The organism is Nocardia neocaledoniensis (assembly GCF_003182135.1).
In the GTDB taxonomy this organism is placed as follows: domain Bacteria; phylum Actinomycetota; class Actinomycetes; order Mycobacteriales; family Mycobacteriaceae; genus Nocardia; species Nocardia neocaledoniensis.
Window position 1 is genome coordinate 34,134 of the sequence record NZ_QGTL01000009.1, and the last position, 20,180, is coordinate 54,313.

At 71.1% G+C, this 20,180-nt stretch carries 17 protein-coding genes and 1 pseudogene; 7 read left to right on the forward strand and 11 right to left on the reverse strand.

Going from position 1 to position 20,180, the window contains the following annotated elements; all coding sequences use genetic code 11:
* Window positions 1-70 precede the first annotated feature (70 nt).
* The 7 genes from DFR69_RS22720 to DFR69_RS22750 form a co-directional block, all read right to left on the reverse strand.
* Window positions 71-1,294 carry a TetR/AcrR family transcriptional regulator gene (locus DFR69_RS22720; RefSeq protein ID WP_110039653.1) on the reverse strand — a complete coding sequence of 408 codons (1,224 nt, stop codon included), beginning with the start codon at window positions 1,292-1,294 and terminating at the stop codon, window positions 71-73.
* Window positions 1,295-1,306: 12 nt separating this feature from the next.
* Complete coding sequence (locus DFR69_RS22725; RefSeq protein ID WP_110039654.1) at window positions 1,307-3,250, reverse strand: acetoacetate--CoA ligase; 1,944 nt, start codon at window positions 3,248-3,250, stop codon at window positions 1,307-1,309.
* A 99-nt stretch (window positions 3,251-3,349) separates the two neighbouring features.
* A complete protein-coding gene (locus DFR69_RS22730) occupies window positions 3,350-4,189 on the reverse strand; it encodes an HpcH/HpaI aldolase/citrate lyase family protein (RefSeq protein WP_373867103.1) in 840 nt (279 codons plus the stop codon).
* Window positions 4,186-4,665, reverse strand: coding sequence for a MaoC family dehydratase (locus tag DFR69_RS22735; RefSeq protein ID WP_110039656.1), 480 nt, complete (start codon window positions 4,663-4,665; stop codon window positions 4,186-4,188). The genes DFR69_RS22730 and DFR69_RS22735 overlap by 4 nt, the downstream gene beginning before the upstream one ends.
* Entirely contained in the window at window positions 4,662-5,822 is a 1,161-nt protein-coding gene (locus DFR69_RS22740; protein ID WP_110039657.1) for an acyl-CoA dehydrogenase family protein, read from the reverse strand. Before DFR69_RS22740 ends, DFR69_RS22735 begins: the two co-directional genes overlap by 4 nt.
* Window positions 5,819-7,870 carry an acetyl/propionyl/methylcrotonyl-CoA carboxylase subunit alpha gene (locus tag DFR69_RS22745; protein WP_110039658.1) on the reverse strand — a complete coding sequence of 684 codons (2,052 nt, stop codon included), beginning with the start codon at window positions 7,868-7,870 and terminating at the stop codon, window positions 5,819-5,821. Before DFR69_RS22745 ends, DFR69_RS22740 begins: the two co-directional genes overlap by 4 nt.
* 5 nt (window positions 7,871-7,875) lie before the next feature.
* A complete protein-coding gene (locus DFR69_RS22750) occupies window positions 7,876-9,483 on the reverse strand; it encodes a carboxyl transferase domain-containing protein (protein ID WP_110039659.1) in 1,608 nt (535 codons plus the stop codon).
* Window positions 9,484-9,577: 94 nt separating this feature from the next.
* Here DFR69_RS22750 and DFR69_RS22755 point away from each other — a divergent pair.
* From DFR69_RS22755 to DFR69_RS22765, 3 genes and pseudogenes are all read left to right on the forward strand, one after another.
* Window positions 9,578-10,165 (forward strand): annotated as a pseudogene (locus DFR69_RS22755) (SACE_7040 family transcriptional regulator); the annotation flags it as partial.
* Window positions 10,166-10,373: 208 nt separating this feature from the next.
* Window positions 10,374-10,583 carry a type II toxin-antitoxin system VapB family antitoxin gene (locus tag DFR69_RS22760; RefSeq protein WP_110039834.1) on the forward strand — a complete coding sequence of 70 codons (210 nt, stop codon included), beginning with the start codon at window positions 10,374-10,376 and terminating at the stop codon, window positions 10,581-10,583.
* A complete protein-coding gene (locus DFR69_RS22765; protein WP_110039660.1) occupies window positions 10,580-10,999 on the forward strand; it encodes a PIN domain nuclease in 420 nt (139 codons plus the stop codon). The genes DFR69_RS22760 and DFR69_RS22765 overlap by 4 nt, the downstream gene beginning before the upstream one ends.
* A 1-nt stretch (window position 11,000) precedes the next feature.
* Here DFR69_RS22765 and DFR69_RS22770 read toward each other — a convergent pair whose 3' ends face one another.
* The 3 genes from DFR69_RS22770 to DFR69_RS22780 are packed head-to-tail and all read right to left on the reverse strand — an operon-like array spanning window position 11,001 to window position 13,216.
* Window positions 11,001-11,390, reverse strand: coding sequence for an NYN domain-containing protein (locus tag DFR69_RS22770; protein ID WP_110039661.1), 390 nt, complete (start codon window positions 11,388-11,390; stop codon window positions 11,001-11,003).
* A gap of 45 nt (window positions 11,391-11,435) precedes the next feature.
* Complete coding sequence (locus tag DFR69_RS22775) at window positions 11,436-12,152, reverse strand: ABC transporter ATP-binding protein (protein ID WP_110039662.1); 717 nt, start codon at window positions 12,150-12,152, stop codon at window positions 11,436-11,438.
* An 11-nt stretch (window positions 12,153-12,163) separates the two neighbouring features.
* Window positions 12,164-13,216 carry an ABC transporter permease gene (locus DFR69_RS22780; RefSeq protein WP_110039835.1) on the reverse strand — a complete coding sequence of 351 codons (1,053 nt, stop codon included), beginning with the start codon at window positions 13,214-13,216 and terminating at the stop codon, window positions 12,164-12,166.
* A 129-nt stretch (window positions 13,217-13,345) separates the two neighbouring features.
* Here DFR69_RS22780 and DFR69_RS22785 point away from each other — a divergent pair, with 129 nt between their 5' ends.
* Genes DFR69_RS22785 through DFR69_RS22795 form a run of 3 tightly spaced genes read left to right on the forward strand, consistent with a single transcriptional unit; the run spans window position 13,346 to window position 15,714 of the window.
* The gene (locus DFR69_RS22785; RefSeq protein ID WP_110039663.1) at window positions 13,346-14,620 is read left to right on the forward strand and encodes a sensor histidine kinase; all 1,275 of its coding nucleotides are present in this window, start codon (window positions 13,346-13,348) and stop codon (window positions 14,618-14,620) included.
* Window positions 14,617-15,234, forward strand: a complete 618-nt coding sequence (locus DFR69_RS22790) for a response regulator (protein WP_110039664.1) — start codon at window positions 14,617-14,619, stop codon at window positions 15,232-15,234. Before DFR69_RS22785 ends, DFR69_RS22790 begins: the two co-directional genes overlap by 4 nt.
* Before the next feature lie 54 nt (window positions 15,235-15,288).
* On the forward strand, window positions 15,289-15,714 hold the full coding sequence (locus DFR69_RS22795) for a PPOX class F420-dependent oxidoreductase (RefSeq protein WP_110039665.1): 426 nt from the start codon (window positions 15,289-15,291) through the stop codon (window positions 15,712-15,714).
* Between the two features lie 7 nt (window positions 15,715-15,721).
* Here DFR69_RS22795 and DFR69_RS22800 read toward each other — a convergent pair whose 3' ends face one another.
* Window positions 15,722-16,465, reverse strand: a complete 744-nt coding sequence (locus tag DFR69_RS22800; protein WP_244198409.1) for a DUF3105 domain-containing protein — start codon at window positions 16,463-16,465, stop codon at window positions 15,722-15,724.
* A gap of 209 nt (window positions 16,466-16,674) precedes the next feature.
* Here DFR69_RS22800 and DFR69_RS35595 point away from each other — a divergent pair, with 209 nt between their 5' ends.
* Complete coding sequence (locus tag DFR69_RS35595) at window positions 16,675-20,142, forward strand: Ig-like domain-containing protein (RefSeq protein ID WP_167456376.1); 3,468 nt, start codon at window positions 16,675-16,677, stop codon at window positions 20,140-20,142.
* Window positions 20,143-20,180 lie beyond the last annotated feature (38 nt).

A 20,180-nucleotide genomic window follows, 5' to 3' on the forward strand; every position in this document is an offset into this window, starting at 1 on the left:
AAGGCCCGAACAGCCAAACTAGCCCGCCCCCACCCCCCGCCCCTCACACACAACGGGTGAACTCCGCAGCTCAGCCGAGGAGGGCTCGGTGCATGAGGTGGGTGGCTCTGGCTCGGGAGGCGCGGGGGTCGGCGGGGTAGGCCTGGCCGAGGTCGATGATCATGGCGAAGGCGGCGTGGACGAGGAAGCGGGCCTCGGCGGGGGAGAGGGCGGGGCGGACCTCGCGGACGAGGCGGGCCCATTCCTGGACGCTCAGGCGCTGGATGTTGCGCAGGACCGCGCGTTCCTCGGCGGGCACGTGCCCGAACTCGGCGTAGTAGACGACGGCGAGGGCGCGTTCGTCGAAGGTGTCGGTGACGAACTGGTCGATCAGCACGTCCAGCGCGGCGCTGCTGTCGGGGGTACCCGCGACGGCGGGACCGATCGCGCCGGAGACGCGGTCGGCCGCGCGGCGGAAGGCGGCGGCGAGGATGTCGCTCTTGCCGCGGTAGAAGCGGTACACCGCCGAGGCCGCCGACAGCCCGGCCGCCGAGGCGATGTCCTCCACGCTCACGTTCGGGTAGCCGCGCTCGTGGAAGAGCTCCACCGCTTTGCGCAGCAGCAGTTCGTGTTTGAACGACTCCGGGATCTCGACCTTGGTCGGTGGCTCGGAAGCCGTTGCCGCGGGCGGCAATCCGGGCTCGGCGAGCGCGAAACAGGCCGCGCTGAGCAGCCTGGCGAGCGTGCGCGCGGGCAGTGCCGCGTGGTGGTCGGCGATGCTGGTGATCACGCCGAACATGGCCGTGGACAACACCCGCAGATCGGCCGCCGTGAGCTCGGGGCGCAGGACCGCCAGCTGCGTGTCGAGCGCGGCGAGGACCGCGGTGCGCTGCTCGTCGAGCACCAGCCGGTCGGCGGGCTCGAGGTAGCGGCCCTCCCAGCGCACCAGGGTGACGGTGGCGCGGTTCTCCACGGTCGCGCCGATCAGCCCGGTCAGCATGTGGCGCAACCGGTCCGCCGCGGCGGGCGTCGCCTCGGCCGAGACCGACACCGAGGCGGTGAACGCCTCGCCGACCCGCAGCAGCTCCTCCCGGAACAGCGCGTACTTGCTCGGATAGTGCCGGTACAGCGCCGCCGAGCTGATCCCCAGCCCGGCGGCGATGTCCTCCATGCTCACTCCGTGATACCCGGCGGCGCCGAACGCCATCGCCGAGGTGGCCGCGATCTGCGCACGCCGATTCTTCGGCCGCCGCCGCACACCGTCCTTCGCGCCGACAACCGATCCACGTGCTCCACGAGACTCGCCGACATTCATGCCAGAAGTGTATTAGCCCTTGTCGGTCGGGGTGATCCGGGCATACCAGTCGAGCAGGGCCGGGTCGTCGACGGCGCTGCGTTCGACGACGCGGGCGGGGTCGGCGCCCTGGAAGAGCTTCTTGATCGGCACTTCCAGCTTCTTGCCGGTGCGGGTGTGCGGAATGCCGGGGGCCTCGCGGATCTCGTCGGGGACGTGGCGCGGGGAGACCTCGGTGCGAATCGCGGTGCCGATGCGGGTCTTCAGGTCGTCGGTGAGTTCCACGCCGGGGGCGAGGACGACGAACAGCGGCATCCAGTACCCGCCGTCGGGCTGTTCGGCGCCGATCACCAGGGCCTCGGCGATCTCCGGGAACTGCTCGACCACCTGGTAGATGTCGGCGCTGCCCATCCGGATGCCGTGCCGGTTGAGGGTGGAATCGGAGCGGCCGTGCACGACGACGCTGCCCCGCTCGGTGCGGGTGATCCAGTCGCCGTGGCGCCACACGCCGGGGTAGGTGTCGAAATAGGCGTCGTGGTAGCGCTTTCCGTCTTCGTCGCGCCAGAAGCTGACGGGCATCGACGGCATCGGCTGGGTCACCACCAGCTCGCCGACCTCGCCGCGCACCCCCCTGCCGTTCTCGTCGTAGGCGTCGAGCGAGACCCCGAGGTAGGGCGCGGACAGCTCGCCCGGCCACACCGGCACGGTCGGCACGCCGCCGATGAACGCCGACACCACATCGGTGCCACCGCTGATCGAGTTCACCTGCACGTGCTCGCCCGCGTTCTCGTTCAGCCACAGCGCGCTCGAGACCGGCAGCGCCGAGCCGGTGATGCCGACGGTGCGCAGCGCCGACAGGTCGTGCTCGGCGCGCGGCACCGCACCGGCCTTGATGCACCCGAGCACGTAGCCGGGGCTGGTGCCGAGGACGGTGGCGCGCACCTGGGCGGCCATGCGCCACAGCGCGTCCGGGCCGCCCGCGGTCGGGCTGCCGTCGTAGGTGACGATCGTGGCGCCGGTCAGCAGCCCGGCGACCTGGAAGTTCCACATCATCCAGCTGGGGCTGGTGTACCAGAAGAAGGTGTCCTCCGGCCCGATGTCGGACTGCAGCGCAACGGCTTTCAGGTGCTCGAGCAGCACGCCGCCGTGGCCGTGCACGATGCCCTTGGGCAGCCCGGTGGTACCGGAGGAGAACACGATCCACAGCGGATGATCGAAATCGACCGGGGTGGTCTCGATGATGCCGAGTCCCGGATCGGCCACGGCGTCCGACCACGCCAGGCTGTCGGGCACCTCGAGGCCGAGCTGCCCGACGACGACGGTCGCCCGCAACCCGGGCAGACCCTCGCGCAGCGCGGCGATGTCGGCGCGCTTGTCGTGCTCCTTGCCGCCGAACCGGTAGCCGTCGGCGGTCACCAGCACGGTCGGTTCGAGCTGCCCGAGCCGGTCCAGCGCCGCCTTGGCCGAGTAGTCCTGCCCGCACGCGCTCCACACCGCGCCGAGGCTCGCGGTGGCCAGGAAGGCGACGATCGCCTCCGGGATGTTGGGCAGGTACCCGATCACCCGGTCGCCCGCCTCGACGCCCTGCTCACGCAGCGTGGTCGCGAAAGCGCCGACCTGCTCGATCAATTCGGCCCAGGAGATCTCCCGTGGCTCGGCGTCCTCGCGCAGTGCGATGACGGCGGGCCGATCGGGCCGCGCCTGCCGGATGATCTGGTCGACGTAGTTCAGCCGGGTACCGGGGAACCACTGCGCGCCCGGCATCGACCGATCGCCGAGTACGCCGTCGGCGACCGGGCCGAGTTCGAAGTAATCCCACAGCGCCTGCCAGAACGCGGCGATGTCATCCACCGACCACTGCCACAGCGCCTGGTAGTCGGGGTACTCCTGGCCGGTCCGTCCGCTGACGAAGGCGGCGAAGTCGGTGATCCGTGCCGACGCGATGTCCTGGGCGGTCGGTTCCCATTGCGGTTGCACCGGATGTCCTCCTCGTACTGGGGTTGCGCAGGCCGGGACGGCCCGGCCGATGATTACCCCGGCGCGCGAGCCGTACTCGGCCCGCGCGCCGGGCGGTGCTCAGCCGGACAGTTCGGCCCGGCGGACGATCCGCTCCGCGTGCCGCAGAACCGGCGCATCGACCATGCGGCCCTCGAACGCGAAGACGCCACGGTGATTCGGCACCTCGGCGAGTACCCGCCGCGCCCAATCGATCTCGTCGGGGTCGGGCGCGTAGCCTTCGCGGATGACGGCCACCTGGCTCGGATGGATGGCGACCTTGGCGTCGAAGCCGACCGCCACCGCGTCCAGCGTCTCCACCGCGAGCCCCTCCAGATTCTTGATGTCGAGGAACACCGAATCCAGGGCGAACCGGCCGAACGCCTTGGCCGCCAGCAGACTCGTCGAGCGCACGTGCCGGGCGACATCGCGGTAGCTGCCGTCGGCGTGCCTGCTGGAGTTGCCGCCGAGCCCCGCGACCAGATCCTCGGCGCCCCACATGACGCCGATGGCGTTCTCGGCGGCGACCGACTCGGCCACCCGCACCGCGCCCAGCGGCGACTCGACCAGCACGATCACCTCGTAGCCCACCAGGCTCCGAACCTGTTCGGCCGATTCGCATTTGGGCAGCATGATCCGGCGGTAGCCGGTCTGCGCGAGGGCGGCGAGATCGGCCGCGTACTCGTCGGTCTCCACCGCGTTCACCCGGACCACGGTGTGCCGCGGGTCGAGCGGGGTCTCGATCAGCGCCTTGCGCGCCGCGACCTTGTCGCCCGCGGCGACGCCGTCCTCGAGGTCGAGGATCACCACGTCGGCCACGGCGGCCGCCTTGGCGAAGCGCTCGGGGCGGTCGGCCGGGCAGAACAGCCAGGCCGGCCCGCTCGGCTCCCACGGCGCGGCGCTGTCTCCGGTCATCGTCATGCGGGGGCCTTCCTGACCAGCGTCTGGCGGACCGCCTTCGCCACGATCACGCCGTCCTGATTGCGGGCGGTGTGGGTGAGGCTGACGATGCCCTCGCCGGGGCGGCTCTTGGACTCGCGCTTGTCGGTGACCAGCGTTTCGGCGTACATCGTGTCGCCGTGGAACAGCGGCGCGGGCAGTGACATCTCGGAGAAGCCCAGATTGGCGACCAGCGTGCCCTGGGTGAGCTGGGCGACCGAGAGCCCGACCAGCGTCGACAGCGTGAACATCGAGTTCACCAGCCGCTGGTTGAACGGCGGCTGCGCGTCGGCGAAGTGCGCGTCCAGGTGCAGCGCCTGGGTGTTCATGGTGAGTGTGGTGAACAGGACGTTGTCGGCCTCGGTGATGGTGCGGCCGGGCCGGTGCTCGTAGATCGTGCCGATCTCGAACTCCTCGAACCACAGCCCACGCTGGACGACCCGCCGCGTCTCGGTCACAGACCCAGCTCCCTTGCGATCAGCATCAGCTGCACCTCCGTCGTGCCCTCACCGATTTCCAGGATCTTGCTGTCACGGTAGTGCCTCGAGACGGGGTATTCGTTCATGAAGCCGTTGCCGCCGAAGATCTGGGTGGCGTCGCGGGCGTTGTCCATCGCGGCCTCGCTGGCCACCATCTTGGCGATGGAGGCGGCCTTCTTGAACGGCTTGCCCGCCAGCATCAGCGCGGCGGCGTCGTAGTAGGCGGTGCGGGCGACGTGGGCGCGCGCCTCCATCCTGGCGATCTTGAACGCGATGGCCTGGTTGCGGCCGATGGCCTGTCCGAACGCCTGGCGCTCGTTGGCGTAGCGCACGCTCTCGTCCACACAGCCCTGCGCGGCGCCCACCGCCAGCGCGGCGATGGCGATGCGGCCCTCGTCGAGGATGCGCAGGAAGTTGGCGTAGCCGCGGCCGCGCTCGCCGAGCAGGTTCTCCTTGGGCACCCGCACGTCGGTGAAGCTGAGCGGATGGGTGTCCGAGGCGTTCCAGCCGACCTTGTTGTAGGCCGGTTCGGCGACGAAACCGGGGGTGGAGGTCGGCACCAGGATGGTGGAGATCTCCTTCTTGCCGCCGTTGGTGCCGGTGACCGCGGTGACGGTGACCAGGCGGGTGATGTCGGTGCCGGAGTTGGTGATGAACTGCTTGGCGCCGTTGATCACCCAGCTCTCGCCGTCCTCGATCGCGGTGGTGCGGGTGCCGCCCGCGTCGCTGCCCGCGTCGGGCTCGGTGAGGCCGAAGCCCGCCAGCGCCCGCCCTCTGGTGAGCTGGGGCAGCCACTCGTTCTTCTGCTTGTCGTCGCCGAAGCGGTAGATCGGCATGGCGCCCAGCGAGACGCCGGCCTCGAGGGTGATGGCCACGCTCTGGTCGACCTTGCCGAGTTCCTCGAGCGCCAGGCACAGGGCGAAGTAGTCGCCGCCCATGCCGCCGAACTCCTCCGGGAACGGCAGCCCGAACAGGCCCATCTCGGCCATGCCCGCGACGACCTCGTACGGGAAGCTGTGCTCGGCATCGTGTTTCGCCGACACCGGCGCGACGACCTGCTGCGCGAAATCGCGCACGGTCAGGGCCAGCTGGCGATATTCCTCCGGCAGCGAGCCGGTGGACAGGTAATCGGTCATGCGGGGATTCCTTCGCGTTCGGTCGCCGGCTCGGCGGCGTCGGTGGGATGGGCGACGACGCGGACCAGCACCTGATCCAGCGTCACCTGCGCACCCGGTTGCGCCAGCACCTCGACGGTGCCCGCGACGGGCGCGGTGAGCGTGTGCTCCATCTTCATGGCCTCGATGACGATCACCGGGTCGCCGACCTCGACGGTCGCGCCGTCGGTGACCGGCGCGGCGATCACCGAACCCGGCATGGGGCTGCGGATCTCGGCGTCGCCGACGTGGGCGGCGTCGCCCCGCACGCTCGCCTCGGCGAGCTCGCGCAGCACGGCCAGGCGCCCCTCGCCGCTGAGCCACAGCTGGCCGTCGGCCTCGGCCACGCGCAGCACGCGGCGCAGGCCGTCGATCGTGACGGCGAGGCCGTCGTCGAGCAGGGTCGCCGAGAGCGTGCTGGTCTCCGGGGCCTCGGTCTCGTCGGCCAGCCGCACCGTCGCGGATTCCGGTGTGCCCGTGATGAAGACGTGGCGCGCCTGGTCACCGGCCGCGAGGCGGATGGTGGTGGGCGCGGGAGCGCCGAGCCGCCAGCCCGAGGGGGTGGACCAGAGGTCGCCGCCGGTCGCGGGCCAGCGGCGCAGCCAGTGATAGGTGGCGGCGGCGACGAAGTCCACGTCGGTGACGGCGGCGGGGACGAAGTCGCCGACGCGGCGATCGAGCAGGGCGGTGTCCAGGCGGCCCGCCTGCACGTCGTCGTCGGCGAGCAGGAAGCGCAGGAACTCGATATTGCTGGTGACGCCGAGCAGCACGGTCTGTTCCAGCGCGCGATCGAGCGCGGCCAGCGCGTCGGCGCGGGTGGTGCCGCGGGCGATCACCTTCGACAGCATCGGGTCGTAGTCGCTGCCGACCACCGTGCCTGCCGACAAGCCCGAATCCACCCGGATGCCTTCGCCTTCGGGCTCCGACAGCGCCAGCACGGTGCCGCCGGTGGGCAGGAAGCCGCGCCCCGGATCCTCGGCGTAGACCCGCGCCTCGATCGCGTGGCCGACCAGGTGGATCTCCTCCTGGGTACGGGCCAGCTTCTGGCCCGCGGCCACCCGCACCTGGCATTCCACCAGGTCGACGCCGGTGACCATCTCGGTCACCGGATGCTCCACCTGCAGGCGGGTGTTCATCTCCATGAAGAAGAACTCGTCGGGCCGGTCGGCGGAGACGATGAACTCCACCGTGCCCGCGCCCACGTAGTCGACGCTGCGCGCCGTGTTGCAGGCGGCGGTGCCGATCCTGGCCCTGGTCGCGGCGTCGAGCAGCGGCGAAGGGGCCTCCTCGATCACCTTCTGATGCCTGCGCTGCAAGCTGCATTCACGCTCGCCCAGATGCACGACATTGCCGTACTTGTCGGCCAGGACCTGCACCTCGATGTGCCGCGGCCGGGTGACGAAGCGCTCCAGGAACAGGGTGTCGTCGCCGAAGGCGGCCGCGGCCTCGCGGCGTGCGGAGACCAGGGCGGCGGGCAGGTCCTCGGGCTGGTCGACCCGGCGCATGCCCTTGCCGCCGCCACCGGCCGACGGCTTCACCAGGACCGGGTAGCCGACGTCGGCCGCCGCGGTGATCAATTGGTCGTCCGTGAGGCCGGGCTCGGCGATGCCGGGCACCACCGGCACACCGAACGCGGTGACGGTCTTCTTCGCGGTGATCTTGTCGCCCATCACCTCGATCGCCTTGGCGGGCGGGCCGAGGAACACGATGCCCGCGTCGGCCAGCGCGGCGGCGAACGCCGAATTCTCCGACAGGAAGCCGTAACCCGGATGCACTGCCTTGGCGCCGGAGCGCACCGCCGCGTCGACGACCTTCTCGATCGACAGGTAGCTCTCGCGCGCGGGCGCCGGACCCAGGCGCACCGCCACATCGGCCTCGCGCACGTGGCGCGCGTTCGCGTCGGCGTCGCTGTACACCGCGACGGAGCGAATGCCCATGGCGCGCAAGGTCTTGATGACCCGCACCGCGATCTCGCCGCGATTGGCGACCAGGACGGTGTCGAAGTCGACGGGGTGGGATTTGTTCAGCATGTCTCTCACATCCGGAAGACGCCGTAGGAAACGGGCTCGAGCGGCGCCTGCGCGCACACCGAGAGGGCAAGTCCGAGCACGGTTCTGGTGTCGGTGGGCGCGATCACGCCGTCGTCCCAGATGCGCGCCGTCGCGTAGTACGGGTTGCCCTGGGTCTCGTACTGCTCGCGGATCGGGGCCTTGAACGCCTCCTGATCCTCCGCCGACCACGGCTTGCCCGCGCTGTCGAGCTGATCGCCGCGCACGGTCGCCAGCACCGAGGCCGCCTGCTCGCCGCCCATCACCGAGATCCGCGCGTTCGGCCACATCCACAGGAAGCGCGGCGAATACGCGCGCCCGCACATGGAGTAGTTGCCCGCGCCGTAGGAGCCGCCGATCACCACCGTCAGCTTCGGCACCCGCGCGCAGGCCACCGCGGTGACCATCTTGGCGCCGTGCTTGGCGATGCCACCCGCCTCGTAGTCGCGCCCGACCATGAACCCGGTGATGTTCTGCAGGAACAGCAGCGGGATCTTGCGCTTGTCGCACAGCTCGATGAAATGCGCGCCCTTCATGGCGGATTCGGCGAACAGCACGCCGTTGTTGGCGACGATGCCCACCGGATGCCCGTGGATGCGGGCGAACCCGGTGACCAGGGTCTTGCCGTATTCGGCCTTGAACTCGTGGAAGCCGGCCTCGCCGTCGACGATCCGGTCGATCACCTCGCGCACGTCGTAGGGGGTGCGCGGGTCGACCGGGACCACGTCGTAGAGCTCGTCCTCCGGCTTGGCGGGTGGCGTGCTCGGCAGCACCTCCCACGGCGCCTCGGGACGCGGGCCGAGGGTGCCGACGATCTGGCGGACGATGCGCAGCGCGTCGCGGTCGTCGTCGGCCAGGTGGTCGGTGACGCCGGAGGTGCGCGAGTGCAGCAGGCCGCCGCCGAGTTCCTCGGCCGTGACCACCTCGCCCGTCGCGGCCTTCACCAGCGGCGGGCCGCCGAGGAAGATGGTGCCCTGGTCGCGCACGATGACGGCCTCGTCGGCCATGGCGGGCACGTACGCGCCGCCCGCGGTGCACGAGCCCATCACCGCCGCGATCTGGGCGATGCCCTTGGCGCTCATGTTCGCCTGGTTGTAGAAGATGCGGCCGAAGTGCTCGCGGTCGGGGAACACCTCGTCCTGGTGCGGCAGGAAGGCGCCGCCGGAATCCACCAGGTACACGCACGGCAGGTTGTTCTGCGCGGCCACCTCCTGCGCGCGCAGGTGCTTCTTCACCGAGATCGGGTAGTAGGTGCCGCCCTTGACCGTCGCGTCGTTGGCCAGCACCAGGCACTCGCGGCCCGCGATGCGGCCGATGCCGGCGATGACGCCCGCGCCGGGGCACTCGTCGCCGTACATGCCGTTGCCCGCCAGCGCGGACAGTTCGAGGAAGGGACTGCCTGGGTCGAGCAGCTGGTCGACCCGCTCGCGTGGCAGCAGCTTGCCCCTGGCCACGTGTCGTTCGCGCGCCTTCTGTGGACCGCCGAGGGCCGTGGTCGCCAGCCGCTGCCGCAGCTCGCCGACCAGCGCCTCGTGCGCGGCCCGGTTGGTCGTGGGGGCCGCGGTGTCGTTGTCGAGGTCGTGCGTAACCGTCATCACGCCATCCTGCCATCCGGTTAATCGCCAATAACTGGAATTCAGGTTAATCTTGACTAACCGAGTTGTCCAGACCCGGGTGAAAGGAGTCGAGGTGGCCACGGTCGAACCCGCCCCGGTGACCCGCCGGGAAGCGTTGAAAGCCCAGCGTCGCGAACAGTTGCTCGACGCGGGCGCCCGGCTGATCGCCGACCGCGGATTCTTCGGCGTCCGCCTCGACGATCTCGGCGCCGCCGTCGGCATCAGCGGCCCCGCCGTCTACCGGCACTTCGCGAGCAAAGAGGCGCTGCTGGTCGAGTTGCTCGTCGGCGTCAGTGAGCGGCTGCTCGCCGGCGGTCGCGCGGTCGTCGCCGCGGCGGGCTCGGCCGACGAGGCACTAGAGGGCCTGGTCGACTTCCACCTCGACTTCGCCTTCGGCGACCCCGAACTCATCCGCATCCAGGACCGCGACCTCGACAACGTCCCCGCCACCGAACGTCGCACCCTGCGCCGCACCCAGCGCCAATACGTCGAGATCTGGGTCCAGGTACTGCGCGAAGTGCACCCCGACCTCGCCGAGGACACCGCCCGCGTCCAGGCCCACGGCGCCTTCGGCCTGCTCAACTCCACCCCGCACAGCGCCACTCCGGCAAGTGCCACCAAGGCCCGCCCGGTCTTGCGCCGGATGGCATTGGCGGCACTGACGCAGACGCCGTCGCGGACGACTCGTGCCCGCAAACCTAAACAGCCCGCCTCGGAACCCGTTCGTATCAGCGGCACTGTCTCCGATCTGATAGACGATCAGCGTCGCTGACGAGCAGCTCGGGACGGACGTGCTCTCTGGTGGGCCACGCCTTCGGGGGTTATAGTTTATCTATATGGCCTAGATATACTGTATAGATGGAGTGTCGATGTCCAAGCTCATGATCGAGGTCGATGACGAGGCGCTCGCCGAGGCGCAGCGACTACTGGGGACAACGACCAAGAAGGACACGGTCAACGCCGCGCTCGCGGAGGTGTCGCGACGGCTCAAGCGCGTCAAGGCGCTGAACGGACTGGCGGAGATGGCCGAGCAGGGTGACTTCGACGCCCTGCTGGACAAGAGCAATTATCGGCGGTGATCAGCTATCTGATCGACACATCGGCCGTCGCTCGGCTGCTGGCGAACCCCGGCGTTCGCAGAGCCTGGCAGGAGACGGTGACGGCGGGCGTCATCGCCGTGTGCGACGCCGTCGAACTGGAACTGTTGTTCACGGCGACCTCGCCGGCCGACCGGAGGCGGAAGAAGGAGCTGCTGGACGACTTGTTCGGCTGGGTGCCGACGCCGGACGGGGTGTGGACGCGCGCGCAGCAGGTTCAGCTGCTGCTCACCGAACAAGGTCATCATCGCAGTGCCGGTGTGGCCGACCTGGTGATCGCGGGCACCGCGGAGGCGAACCGGCTCACGATCCTGCACTACGACCGTGACTTCGAAACGGTCGCGAAAGCGACCGGCCAGCCGACGCAATGGATCGCGCCACCGGGAACCGTTCCCTGATTCACCCGAGTTGGTCTCGGAGCCACGTGGGGCCGACGGTGGCGGCGCCGTGGGCTTCGACGCGGGAGCGGAGTTCGCGGTCGGCGGTGACGACGGTGATGTCGTCGGTCGTCGACGCGGCCACCACCTCGACGATCGTGTCGTCGCCCGCGTGGTCGGCCAGGACGACAGTCATGCGTGGCGCGGTCGGTTCAGTGCCGTCGACGGCGCGTTTGGCGGCGCCCTCCAGGACCACGGTGAGGGAGCTCGTCTCGGGGAGCCTGGTCGTCAGGTCCGCCAGCTCGGCCAGGAGTCGTCGGGCGGCTCCGGCGCGGTCCTTCCACCAGCCGTCGGCTCGGGAGCCGACGACATTGGCGGCGTCGACCACGATCAATCGCTGCGCTTCGGCCATGGGTTCAGTCTGCTCGGCGGGCGTTGGCGCCCACGACACGGGTGTTCACGCTGTCGCGGCGACGGGCGTCTCGAGCTGACCCAGCTTGCCGTCGACCATGCGGTACACGGCGTCCATCCGGTGCAGGTGGGTGGGGTCGTGGGTGACCAGGACGGTGGCGGCGCGGTGGGTGCGGGCGATCGTGGTGATGAGGTCGATGATCGCGGCGCCGCGTTCGGAGTCCAGCGCGCTGGTGGGTTCGTCGACGACGAGCAGGGCGGGGTCGTTCATCAGGGCGCGGGCGATGTTGACGCGCTGCCGCTGGCCGCCGGAGAGCTGGGCCGGGCGCTTGTCCGCGTGCGCGGACAGGCCCACCGCATCGAGCAGTTCTTCTGCGCGCGAGCGTGTTTCGCGACGTGAGAACACTCGTCGGCCGCCCAGGTGCGCGGTGACCTCCAGCTGTTCGGCAGCGGTCAGCGCGGGAACGAGATTCGGCTGCTGGAAGACGATGCCCATCCTGGTGCGCCGGACGGCGGCGGCCTCGCGTCGGCTCAGTGTCGCGAGATCGACTCGGTCCGTGCCGGTTTCGAGTGTCACCGCGCCCGAGTCGGGACGGATCAGCGTGGCGGCGACGGCGAGCAGGCTCGACTTGCCCGACCCGGAGGGGCCGGTGACCGCGGCGATCGTGCCGCCGGGGACGCGCAGGTCCACCTTGTCGAGAGCGGTGAGCCGACCGGCGCCGTCGGGGTAGGTGAGGGTGACATCGGCGAGGGTGAGCGCCATGGGGGAGTCCTTCAGCGGGCCGCGCCGAGCGCGGTCAGTGGGTCGGTGGTGAACAGGAAGCGCAGCGCGAACGCCGCACCGGCGAGGCCGAGCGCGATCAGGGCCAGCGCCGGCACCAGGGTGGTCGAGAGCGAGAGCACGAAGGGCATGGCGTCGCCGAGGAACAGCGAGGTCACCGCGGTGATGCCGAGGCCGACCGCCACACCGGTGACCAGCACGATCGCCGCCTGGGCCAGGGCATCGACCACCAGCGAGCCGGTGGTCGCGCCGAGGGCCTTCAAGGTGGCGATGTCCGGCTGCCGCTGCACCGTCCACACGGTGAAGAAGGCGCCGATCACCAGCGCGGAGATGGCGAACAGCAGCACCGTCATCAGGGTGAGCGAGCTGTTCTCGGCCTGGTAGGAGCCGATCGCCTCGACCGCCTTGTCCGCGGGCACCGTGCGGGTGCCCGCTTCGGCGTCGAGGTCGTCGCGCGGGGCGTCGCCGAGCACGGCGAGCACGGTGGCGGCGCCGGCACGGGGGCTGGCCGCCTGCCAGTCCGCCATGCTCGTCCAGACCACCGGGGTGTGGCTGTACCACTCGTCGCCGGCGACGTCGGCGACGGTGAACTCGTGCCCGGCCAGCAGCACGGTGTCGCCGGTGTCCGCGGCCAGTTCACGCGCCGCGTCTGCGCTCAGCACCACCGCGCCCGGTGCGGTTGCGGGGTGATTGCCGAAGGCCGACGGGTCGCCGCCGAACACCGCGACCTGTTCCGGGCTCGCGCCCGCGTGCTCGGCCCTGGCCCGCGAGATGCCGACCGGGGTGACCTCGATGCCGCCCGTCGCCCGCCACCGCGCGATCTGCTCCTCGGTGAGGACCGAGGAGTCGAAGGACGGATCGGCGCCGGTCTCGGCGAAGACCACCTGGTCGGCGCGCAGGCCCTGCACCGCGGAGATGTTCTGATGGGCGAGCCCGGCGGTGAGACCGCTGAGGAAACTGACCAGCACGGCGACCAGCAGGACGACCGTGGTGATCAACAGGAACCGCCCGCGGGCGGCCCGCAGATCTCGGAGTGCGACGAACATGCCTCCACTCTCGCCGGGCGCGGCCTTCGCGCCATCGCACCGGCGCAGGAAAACCGGTCCATCCAAGGTCGGCACGGCTTTACACCTTTCGATGGATGCCGGTCCGGTTGCCGCACATAAGCTGGTCGGGTGAACTCGTCCCCGCTGACGCCGGTCGTCACCACGCTGCGGCTCGGCCTGCATGTGCTGGTGACGGTGCTCGCCGTGGTCGTCGCGGTGCGGGCGGTGCTGCCGGGCGGGGGCGGGCACGGATTCCTGGTGGTGGGGTTGGCGATCGTCTGGCTGGCCGTCTACTTCGCCGGTACCGAACTGCCGCGCCGCTCGGGTGATCGGCGGGTGCCGGGAGTTCCGCCTTCCGTTGGGGACGAGACCGCCTCTCGGGCAGGTCGCACATCGGCATCGCCTGCGAATCCGATGGCGCCGGTGTGGAATTCGTGGAGCGTGTGGGTGTGGCTGGCTTCGCTCACCGTCCTGTGGCTGGCGCTGCTCGCCCTCACCCCCGACGCGGTCTATCTCGCCTTCGGCCTGTTCTTCGTCTATCTGCATCTGCTGCCGAGGCCGTGGAGCCTGGTCGCGGTGGTGCTGGCCACGGCGGTCGGGGTGGTCGGGTTCGCGGCCCATCGCGGCTGGTCGGTGGGCGCGGTGGTCGGGCCGGTACTCGGCGCGGCCGTGGCCATCGGGATCGGGCTCGGGTATCAGGCGCTCCATCGCGAGGCGGTGGAGCGGGAGCGGTTGATCGACGAATTGCTCAGTACCAGGGCGGTTCTCGCCGAGCGTGAACGCACGGCGGGCAAGCTCGCCGAACGGGAGCGATTGGCCAAGGAGATCCACGACACCGTCGCCCAGGGGCTCAGCAGTATCCAATTGCTGTTGCACGCCGCGGAACAGGCCGCGCCGGATCACCCCGCACTGGACCGGATTCAGCTCGCGCGCGAGACCGCCGCCGCCGACCTGGCCGAAACCCGCAGGCTCATCGACGAATTGGCGCCCGCCGCACTGGACGGTCAGTCGCTGGCCGAGGCCCTGGAACGGATCTGCGAGCGCGCCAGCTCGGCCACGCTGGCCACGCAACTGCTGGTGGAGGGCGAACCGGAACGGCTGCCCATGCCGATCGAGGCGGCCCTGGTGCGCATCGCGCAGAGCGCCGTCGCCAATGTCGTGCAGCACGCGGGCGCCGCGCGCATGCGGGTCACCCTCACCTACGACGACACCGACGTGCACCTCGATATCGTCGACGACGGCATCGGCATCGATGCCGAGATCCTGCGCAGGCCACGCTCCGGGGCATTCGGGCTGGCCGCCATGCGCAGTCGCGTCGAGCAGCAGGGCGGACGGATGACGATCGAATCGGAACCAGGGCACACAGCCGTCACCGTGTCCTTCCCGCTGGGCGCGGCCGCGTGATCCGGCTGCTGCTCGCCGACGACCACGCCATCGTGCGGGCCGGGCTGCGCGCCCTGCTCGAGGCGGCCGAGGACATCACCGTCGTCGGCGACGTCGCCGACGCCGACGCGGCGGTGGCCTTCTGCGCCGCGAACCCGGTCGACCTGGTGCTGATGGATCTGCGCTTCGGCGACGGCCGCACCGGCGCCTCCGCGACGGCGAGCCTGCGCGCGCTCGCCGATCCGCCCGAGGTCCTCGTGGTCACCAACTACGACACCGACGCCGACATCCTCGGCGCCATCGAGGCGGGCGCCGTCGGCTACCTGCTCAAGGACACCCCGCCCACCGAGCTCCTCGCTGCGGTGCGCGCCGCGGCGGCGGGGGAGAGCGTGCTCTCGCCGACGGTCGCCTCGCGGCTGATGACCAGGGTCCGGCGCGCCGACACCACCCTGAGCCCGCGCGAGGTCGAGGTGCTGCGGCTGGTCGAGGCAGGCTTGTCCAACCGCGACATCGCCAAGCGGCTGTTCCTCAGCGAGACGACGGTGAAATCGCATCTGGTGCACATCTACGCCAAGCTCGGGGTGAAGTCGCGGACCTCGGCCGTGGCGACCGCCCGTCAGCAGGGCGCGCTCTGACCTCCGGCGTTGCGGGGCGCTCGCCGGCGCGGATGCGCGCCTAGGCTGGCCCGCATGGCATCTCTCTCCGATTCCCGGGTGCGCGAGTTCCTCTCCCACGGCACACGAACGGGCAAGGTGGCCTACACCGGCGCCGACGGCCGTCCGCTCGTCACGCCGGTGTGGTTCATCGTCGAAGGTGACGAGCTGGTGTTCAACACCGGCAAGAGTTCGGCCAAGGCCAAGGCGTTCGCGCGCGATCCGCGCATCGCGGTGTGCGTGGATCTCGAGGAACCGCCGTACGGGCTGGTCACGGTGCAGGGCACGGTGACGGTCTCGGAGGACCTCGACGAACTCGTGCGCACCGCCACCGCCATCGGCGGGCGCTACATGGGCGCCGATCGCGCGGAGGAGTTCGGCAAGCGCAACGGTGTGCCGGGCGAGCTCGTCGTCCGGGTGCGGCCGAGCAAGGTCACCGCGCACTTCGACATGACCGGCTAGCGCCTGGTCACCGCGGGGTCGGAACGCCGCCCTCCGGGAGGCCGGGAAGGCCGCCGTCCGGGATCGTCGTCGTGGCACCGGGGCTGCCGTCGACGGCGCCGGGGCCGGGGGTGCTCGGGTCGTACGGCGGCGGGTTGCGCCGGTCGAAGATCGGATTCGAGCACGTCGCGCCCGGTTCCGGTGTGGTGTAAGGGTTTTCGCGGAAGGCGACGATGAACTGGTCGATCCGTGGGTCGTCGGCGCTATCGAGCTTCAGCTGATGACCCCACGCCTGCAGCGAGATCGGCTCGGCCATCCCGGGAATCGGTGACATCAGGGTGTAGGGCCTGCTCTGGACCCGGGCGGCCAGCGCCGCGCGGGCGTCGCCGGTGACCCGGGCCGGGTCGTAGGCGATCCACACCGCCCCGTGCTCGAGCGAGTGCACCACGTTCTCGGTGCGGACGCCGGTGTCGTACACGACGCCGTCGCAGGCCGCCCACGCGCTGTCGTGCGGACCGCCCAGCGGCGGCACGGCGGGATAGGCAACCCGCTGCGTGCTGGTCACGTGCAGGCCGGGTGGGAACTCGGTGATCGTCACGCCGGCGATCTCGCGGGACGGGTCCTGGTTGTCGGCGGACGGGGCGAAGGAGTCCATCGAGGTCGTGGCGGTGCCGTCGACCTTGTCGCCCAGCGCGCAGCCTGCCGCGAGCGCCGCGATCGCGAAAGCCGTTGCGGCGGTACGTGCCCCTCGTGTCGTGCCCCGATCGCGCACTGCGTCCCCTGTCGTCGGGTCGGCGGTGTGCCGACGGGTCCGAACTTACTCGGCCGCGCGCCCCGCCACCCGACGACTGCCTGGCATGGCCCGCCCACCACCACGATGACCTGCAGAAATGTGCGCGTCGCTGGCGGGTTGAGGCGACAACCACCGCTACCGTTTCGGCAAGTTTCGTAAGCAACGGCGCTGGCGAACGGAGTTCTGGCATGGCCGGACGGGCTGCGGCTCACGCGTGGATGGCCGTTTTTCTCGGTGTGGTGCTCGTCCTCGGCACCGCGACTCTCGCGCGGTCCCAGCCACCCGGCCCGGCCGCCGCGCGCACGTCCGACCATTTCGACGACCCGGAATCCGGCCTGTCGATCGACGTGTTCTATTGCTCCGACCGGACCCAGACCTACCGGGTTCCCGCCGGCACCACGAGCCTCTACATCGAGGCGGTCGGTGGCCAGGGGCAGACGCCGAATCCGAACTTCACCGGCATCGGCGGCCTCGGCGGGCAGGTCAGCGGTGGCCTGCGGGTGACGCCGGAGCAGGAGTTCCAGGTGCAGGTCGGGTGCGCGGGCGGGGAGAACGGCGGCTTCTCGCCGTACGCGTCCGGCGGCGCCAGGGGCGAAGCCGTCGATCAGCTGACGAACTTCGGCACGGTCTACTCGAGCGGCTGGAACGGTGGCGGCGGCGGTGGCGCCTCGGCCGTGCTCGGACCCGACGACGCGCCGGTGCTGGTCGCGGGCGGCGGTGGCGGGGCGGGCGGCAACGCGCCCGACTGCTTCTCCGTGTCGCCCGTGCAGGATTCGACGTTCTTCTACTGCGGCGGCGGTTCCCGCCGCGACGGCGGTGACGGTGGCGACGGCAGCGCGGCGGTCGGCTGGCAGGAGGGCCCGCCGTGGACCGGCGGCGCGGGCGAGAACAATCCGGCGGGCACCACGCCGAGCGGGCTCACCTGCGGTGGTCCGCGCACGGGCGGCGCGGGCGGCACGTTCGACAAGACCGGTGGTGGGGGCGGCGGTGGCGGCGGTGGCGGCGGCTACCTCGGCGGCGCCGGGCAGGGCGGCGGCTGCGGCGGCGCGGCGGCGCCGGAGACCCCCATCTCGCACGGTCCGCACGCCGCGCCGGGCGCGGGCGGCGCGGGCGGCGGCGGTGGCACCTCGTACGCGTCGCCGAGCCTGTCGAAGGCGAGTGTGACCACCGCGTCGGTCTCCGGCGACGGGTACGTCCTGTTCCTCACCTCCGCCGACGGCGTCCGGACCACGACCTTCGGCGTGCACGGCGAGTCCGCGCAGTACTACTGCGTCGGCGACGGCGTGGACGAGATCTTCGCCGACGTGCTCGGCGGGTCGGGCGCGGGCGGCGGGCACGACTTCGGCGATGTCGGCACCGGTGGCGCGGGCAGCGGGGTGCAGGCGGTGATCGCCGTGCAGGAACGCAAACAGCTCAAGATCGACGTCGGCCACTACGGCGGGCCCGACGGCGGCTGGGGCTACGGGATCGGCGGCGATCGCGGCACTGCGGATTCCGGCGCCTCCTACAGCGGTGCGGGCGGCGGTGGCGCGTCGGCCGTGAGCCAGAACGGCGCCGACTGCGGCACCCGGCCGTCGTCGCAGAACCGGCCGATCGTCGTCGCGGGTGGCGGCGGTGGCGGCGGTGGCAACGGCTTCAGCGCGGACGGCGGCGACGGCGGCACCGGCGGACCCCAGCCGGGCGACGGCACCAGCGGCGGTTTCGGCGGTGGTTTCGGCGGCGAGGGCGGCAGCGAGCACGGCACGCACGGCGGGCACGCCACCGGCAGTTCCACCGGCGGTGGTGGTGGCGGCGGTGGTGGCGGCAGCCACGGCGGCGGCAAGGGCCACGGCGCGCAGGACGGCAACGACGGTGGCGGTGGTGGCGGTGGCGGCGGCGAATCCGTCGTCGACAGCGTCGCGAACCAGCCGCCGCACTTCTACAACGGGCCCGACGGCAGTCACGGCAATCGGGATCGGCTCAACGAGGGCAAGGTCCAGCTGATCGTGCCGATCCCCTCGAAACGCAGCCGGGTGGAGCTGATCTCGGGCAACAGCCAGAGCGCCTACTCGGGTCAGCCGTTCGCCGAACCACTGCGGGTGCGGTTCGTCGACGCGATCCACGGACCGCAGGCGGGCAAGTCGATCACCTTCGCCATGCCCGCCGGTCAACCGCCCGCCGCCGTGTTCGACAACGGCAGCGACACCATCCGGGCCACCACCGACGCCGACGGCTACGCCGAGGTGAACCTGTCCGCGCTGGACGCGACCCGGCAGGGCGAGCTGCCCGGCGGCTTCCTGGTCGACGCCTCGGCCACCGATGACCCGGCCCACCTGATCGGCGGCGCGGTGTTCCGGCTGCACGACGCCCAGGTGCCGACCGAGATCGCGGTGACCACGAGCGCGCCGAACCACGTCGCCCAGGTCGGGGAGCCGGTCAGCTTCAGCGCGAAGGTGAGTCAGAAGCCGGGCACCACACCGCCGTTCGGGACGCCCGAGGGGCACGTGCGCTTCGAGATCGACGGCGTCGCGACGCCGGGGCCGATCGAACTGGTCGACGGTGTCGCGACGCTGCCCGCGATCGACGGGCTGCGGCCCGGCGCCCACCACGTGCTCGCCACGTATCTGGCCGACGACCCGAGCCGGGTTTTCGCACCGGTCTTCGGCAGTGTCGGGGTGCTGGTGCAGACGGTGAAGGTGCCCACCGAGGTCCATCTGACGCTGCCACCGCCGCCGGTGCTCGCCGGCGCGGTCGTCGGCGCCACCGTCACCGTGCCGACGCCGAAGCCGGACGCGCCGAACCCCACCGGCGCGATCCAGTTCTCGCAGAACGGGTCCCCGCTGGGCGACCCCGTGGACATCGGCGCGGACGGCACCGCGAGTTCGCCGCCGCTGCGGGCGGGCAGGGGCACTGTCGAGGTGCACTACCTCGGTGACGAGGTCTACGAACAGTCGACCGGACGCGCCGAGCTCACCGTCTACTCGGCGACCTCGACGACGACGGTGAGCGCGAACCACAACCCGGTCACCTACTTCGAGCAACTCGACCTCACCGCCACGGTGACCCGCGACCCCGCCGGCGAGATCGACACCGGCACCGTCCAGTTCGCCGCCGACGGCAAGCCGCTCGGCGCGCCGGTCCCGGTCGACAACGGCATCGCCATCGCCCGGAACGTCGACGTCTCGCATCTCGGGTTCGGCACCCATCTGGTCACGGCCGACTATTCCGGCGACAGCGAGTCCGGGGTGGCGCCGAGCCGCGGCACGATGACGCTGTGGGTGCTGAAGGCGGGCCAGTCACCGGGCGACCACCCGGCCGATATCGGCGTCCACCTGGACGTGCCGCGCACGGCCGACCCCGGCTCCCGGGTGACGGCGACGGTCACCGTCACCAATGTCGGCGGCAGGCAGGCGACCGGCGTCGAAGCCAGGCTCTCGACCCAGGGCTGGGCCCGCCTGCTCGATCCCGGCGGCGGCGAGACCCAGCCGACGCACCTCCGGTTCCGCCTCCCCACCCTGGAAGCGGGCGAGACGAGGACCTACACCGTCGTCTTCGAGGCACCCCGCCGCCTGTCCCTGATCACCTCGTTCCTGCACGCCTCGACCACGAGCACCGACATGAACCCGGCCAACAACCTCCACCTCGCCTCCACCTTCGTCCGCACTGCGATGAGCTGAGACGTGACCGTGGTACGAAAATGTGTCACAATCGCTGA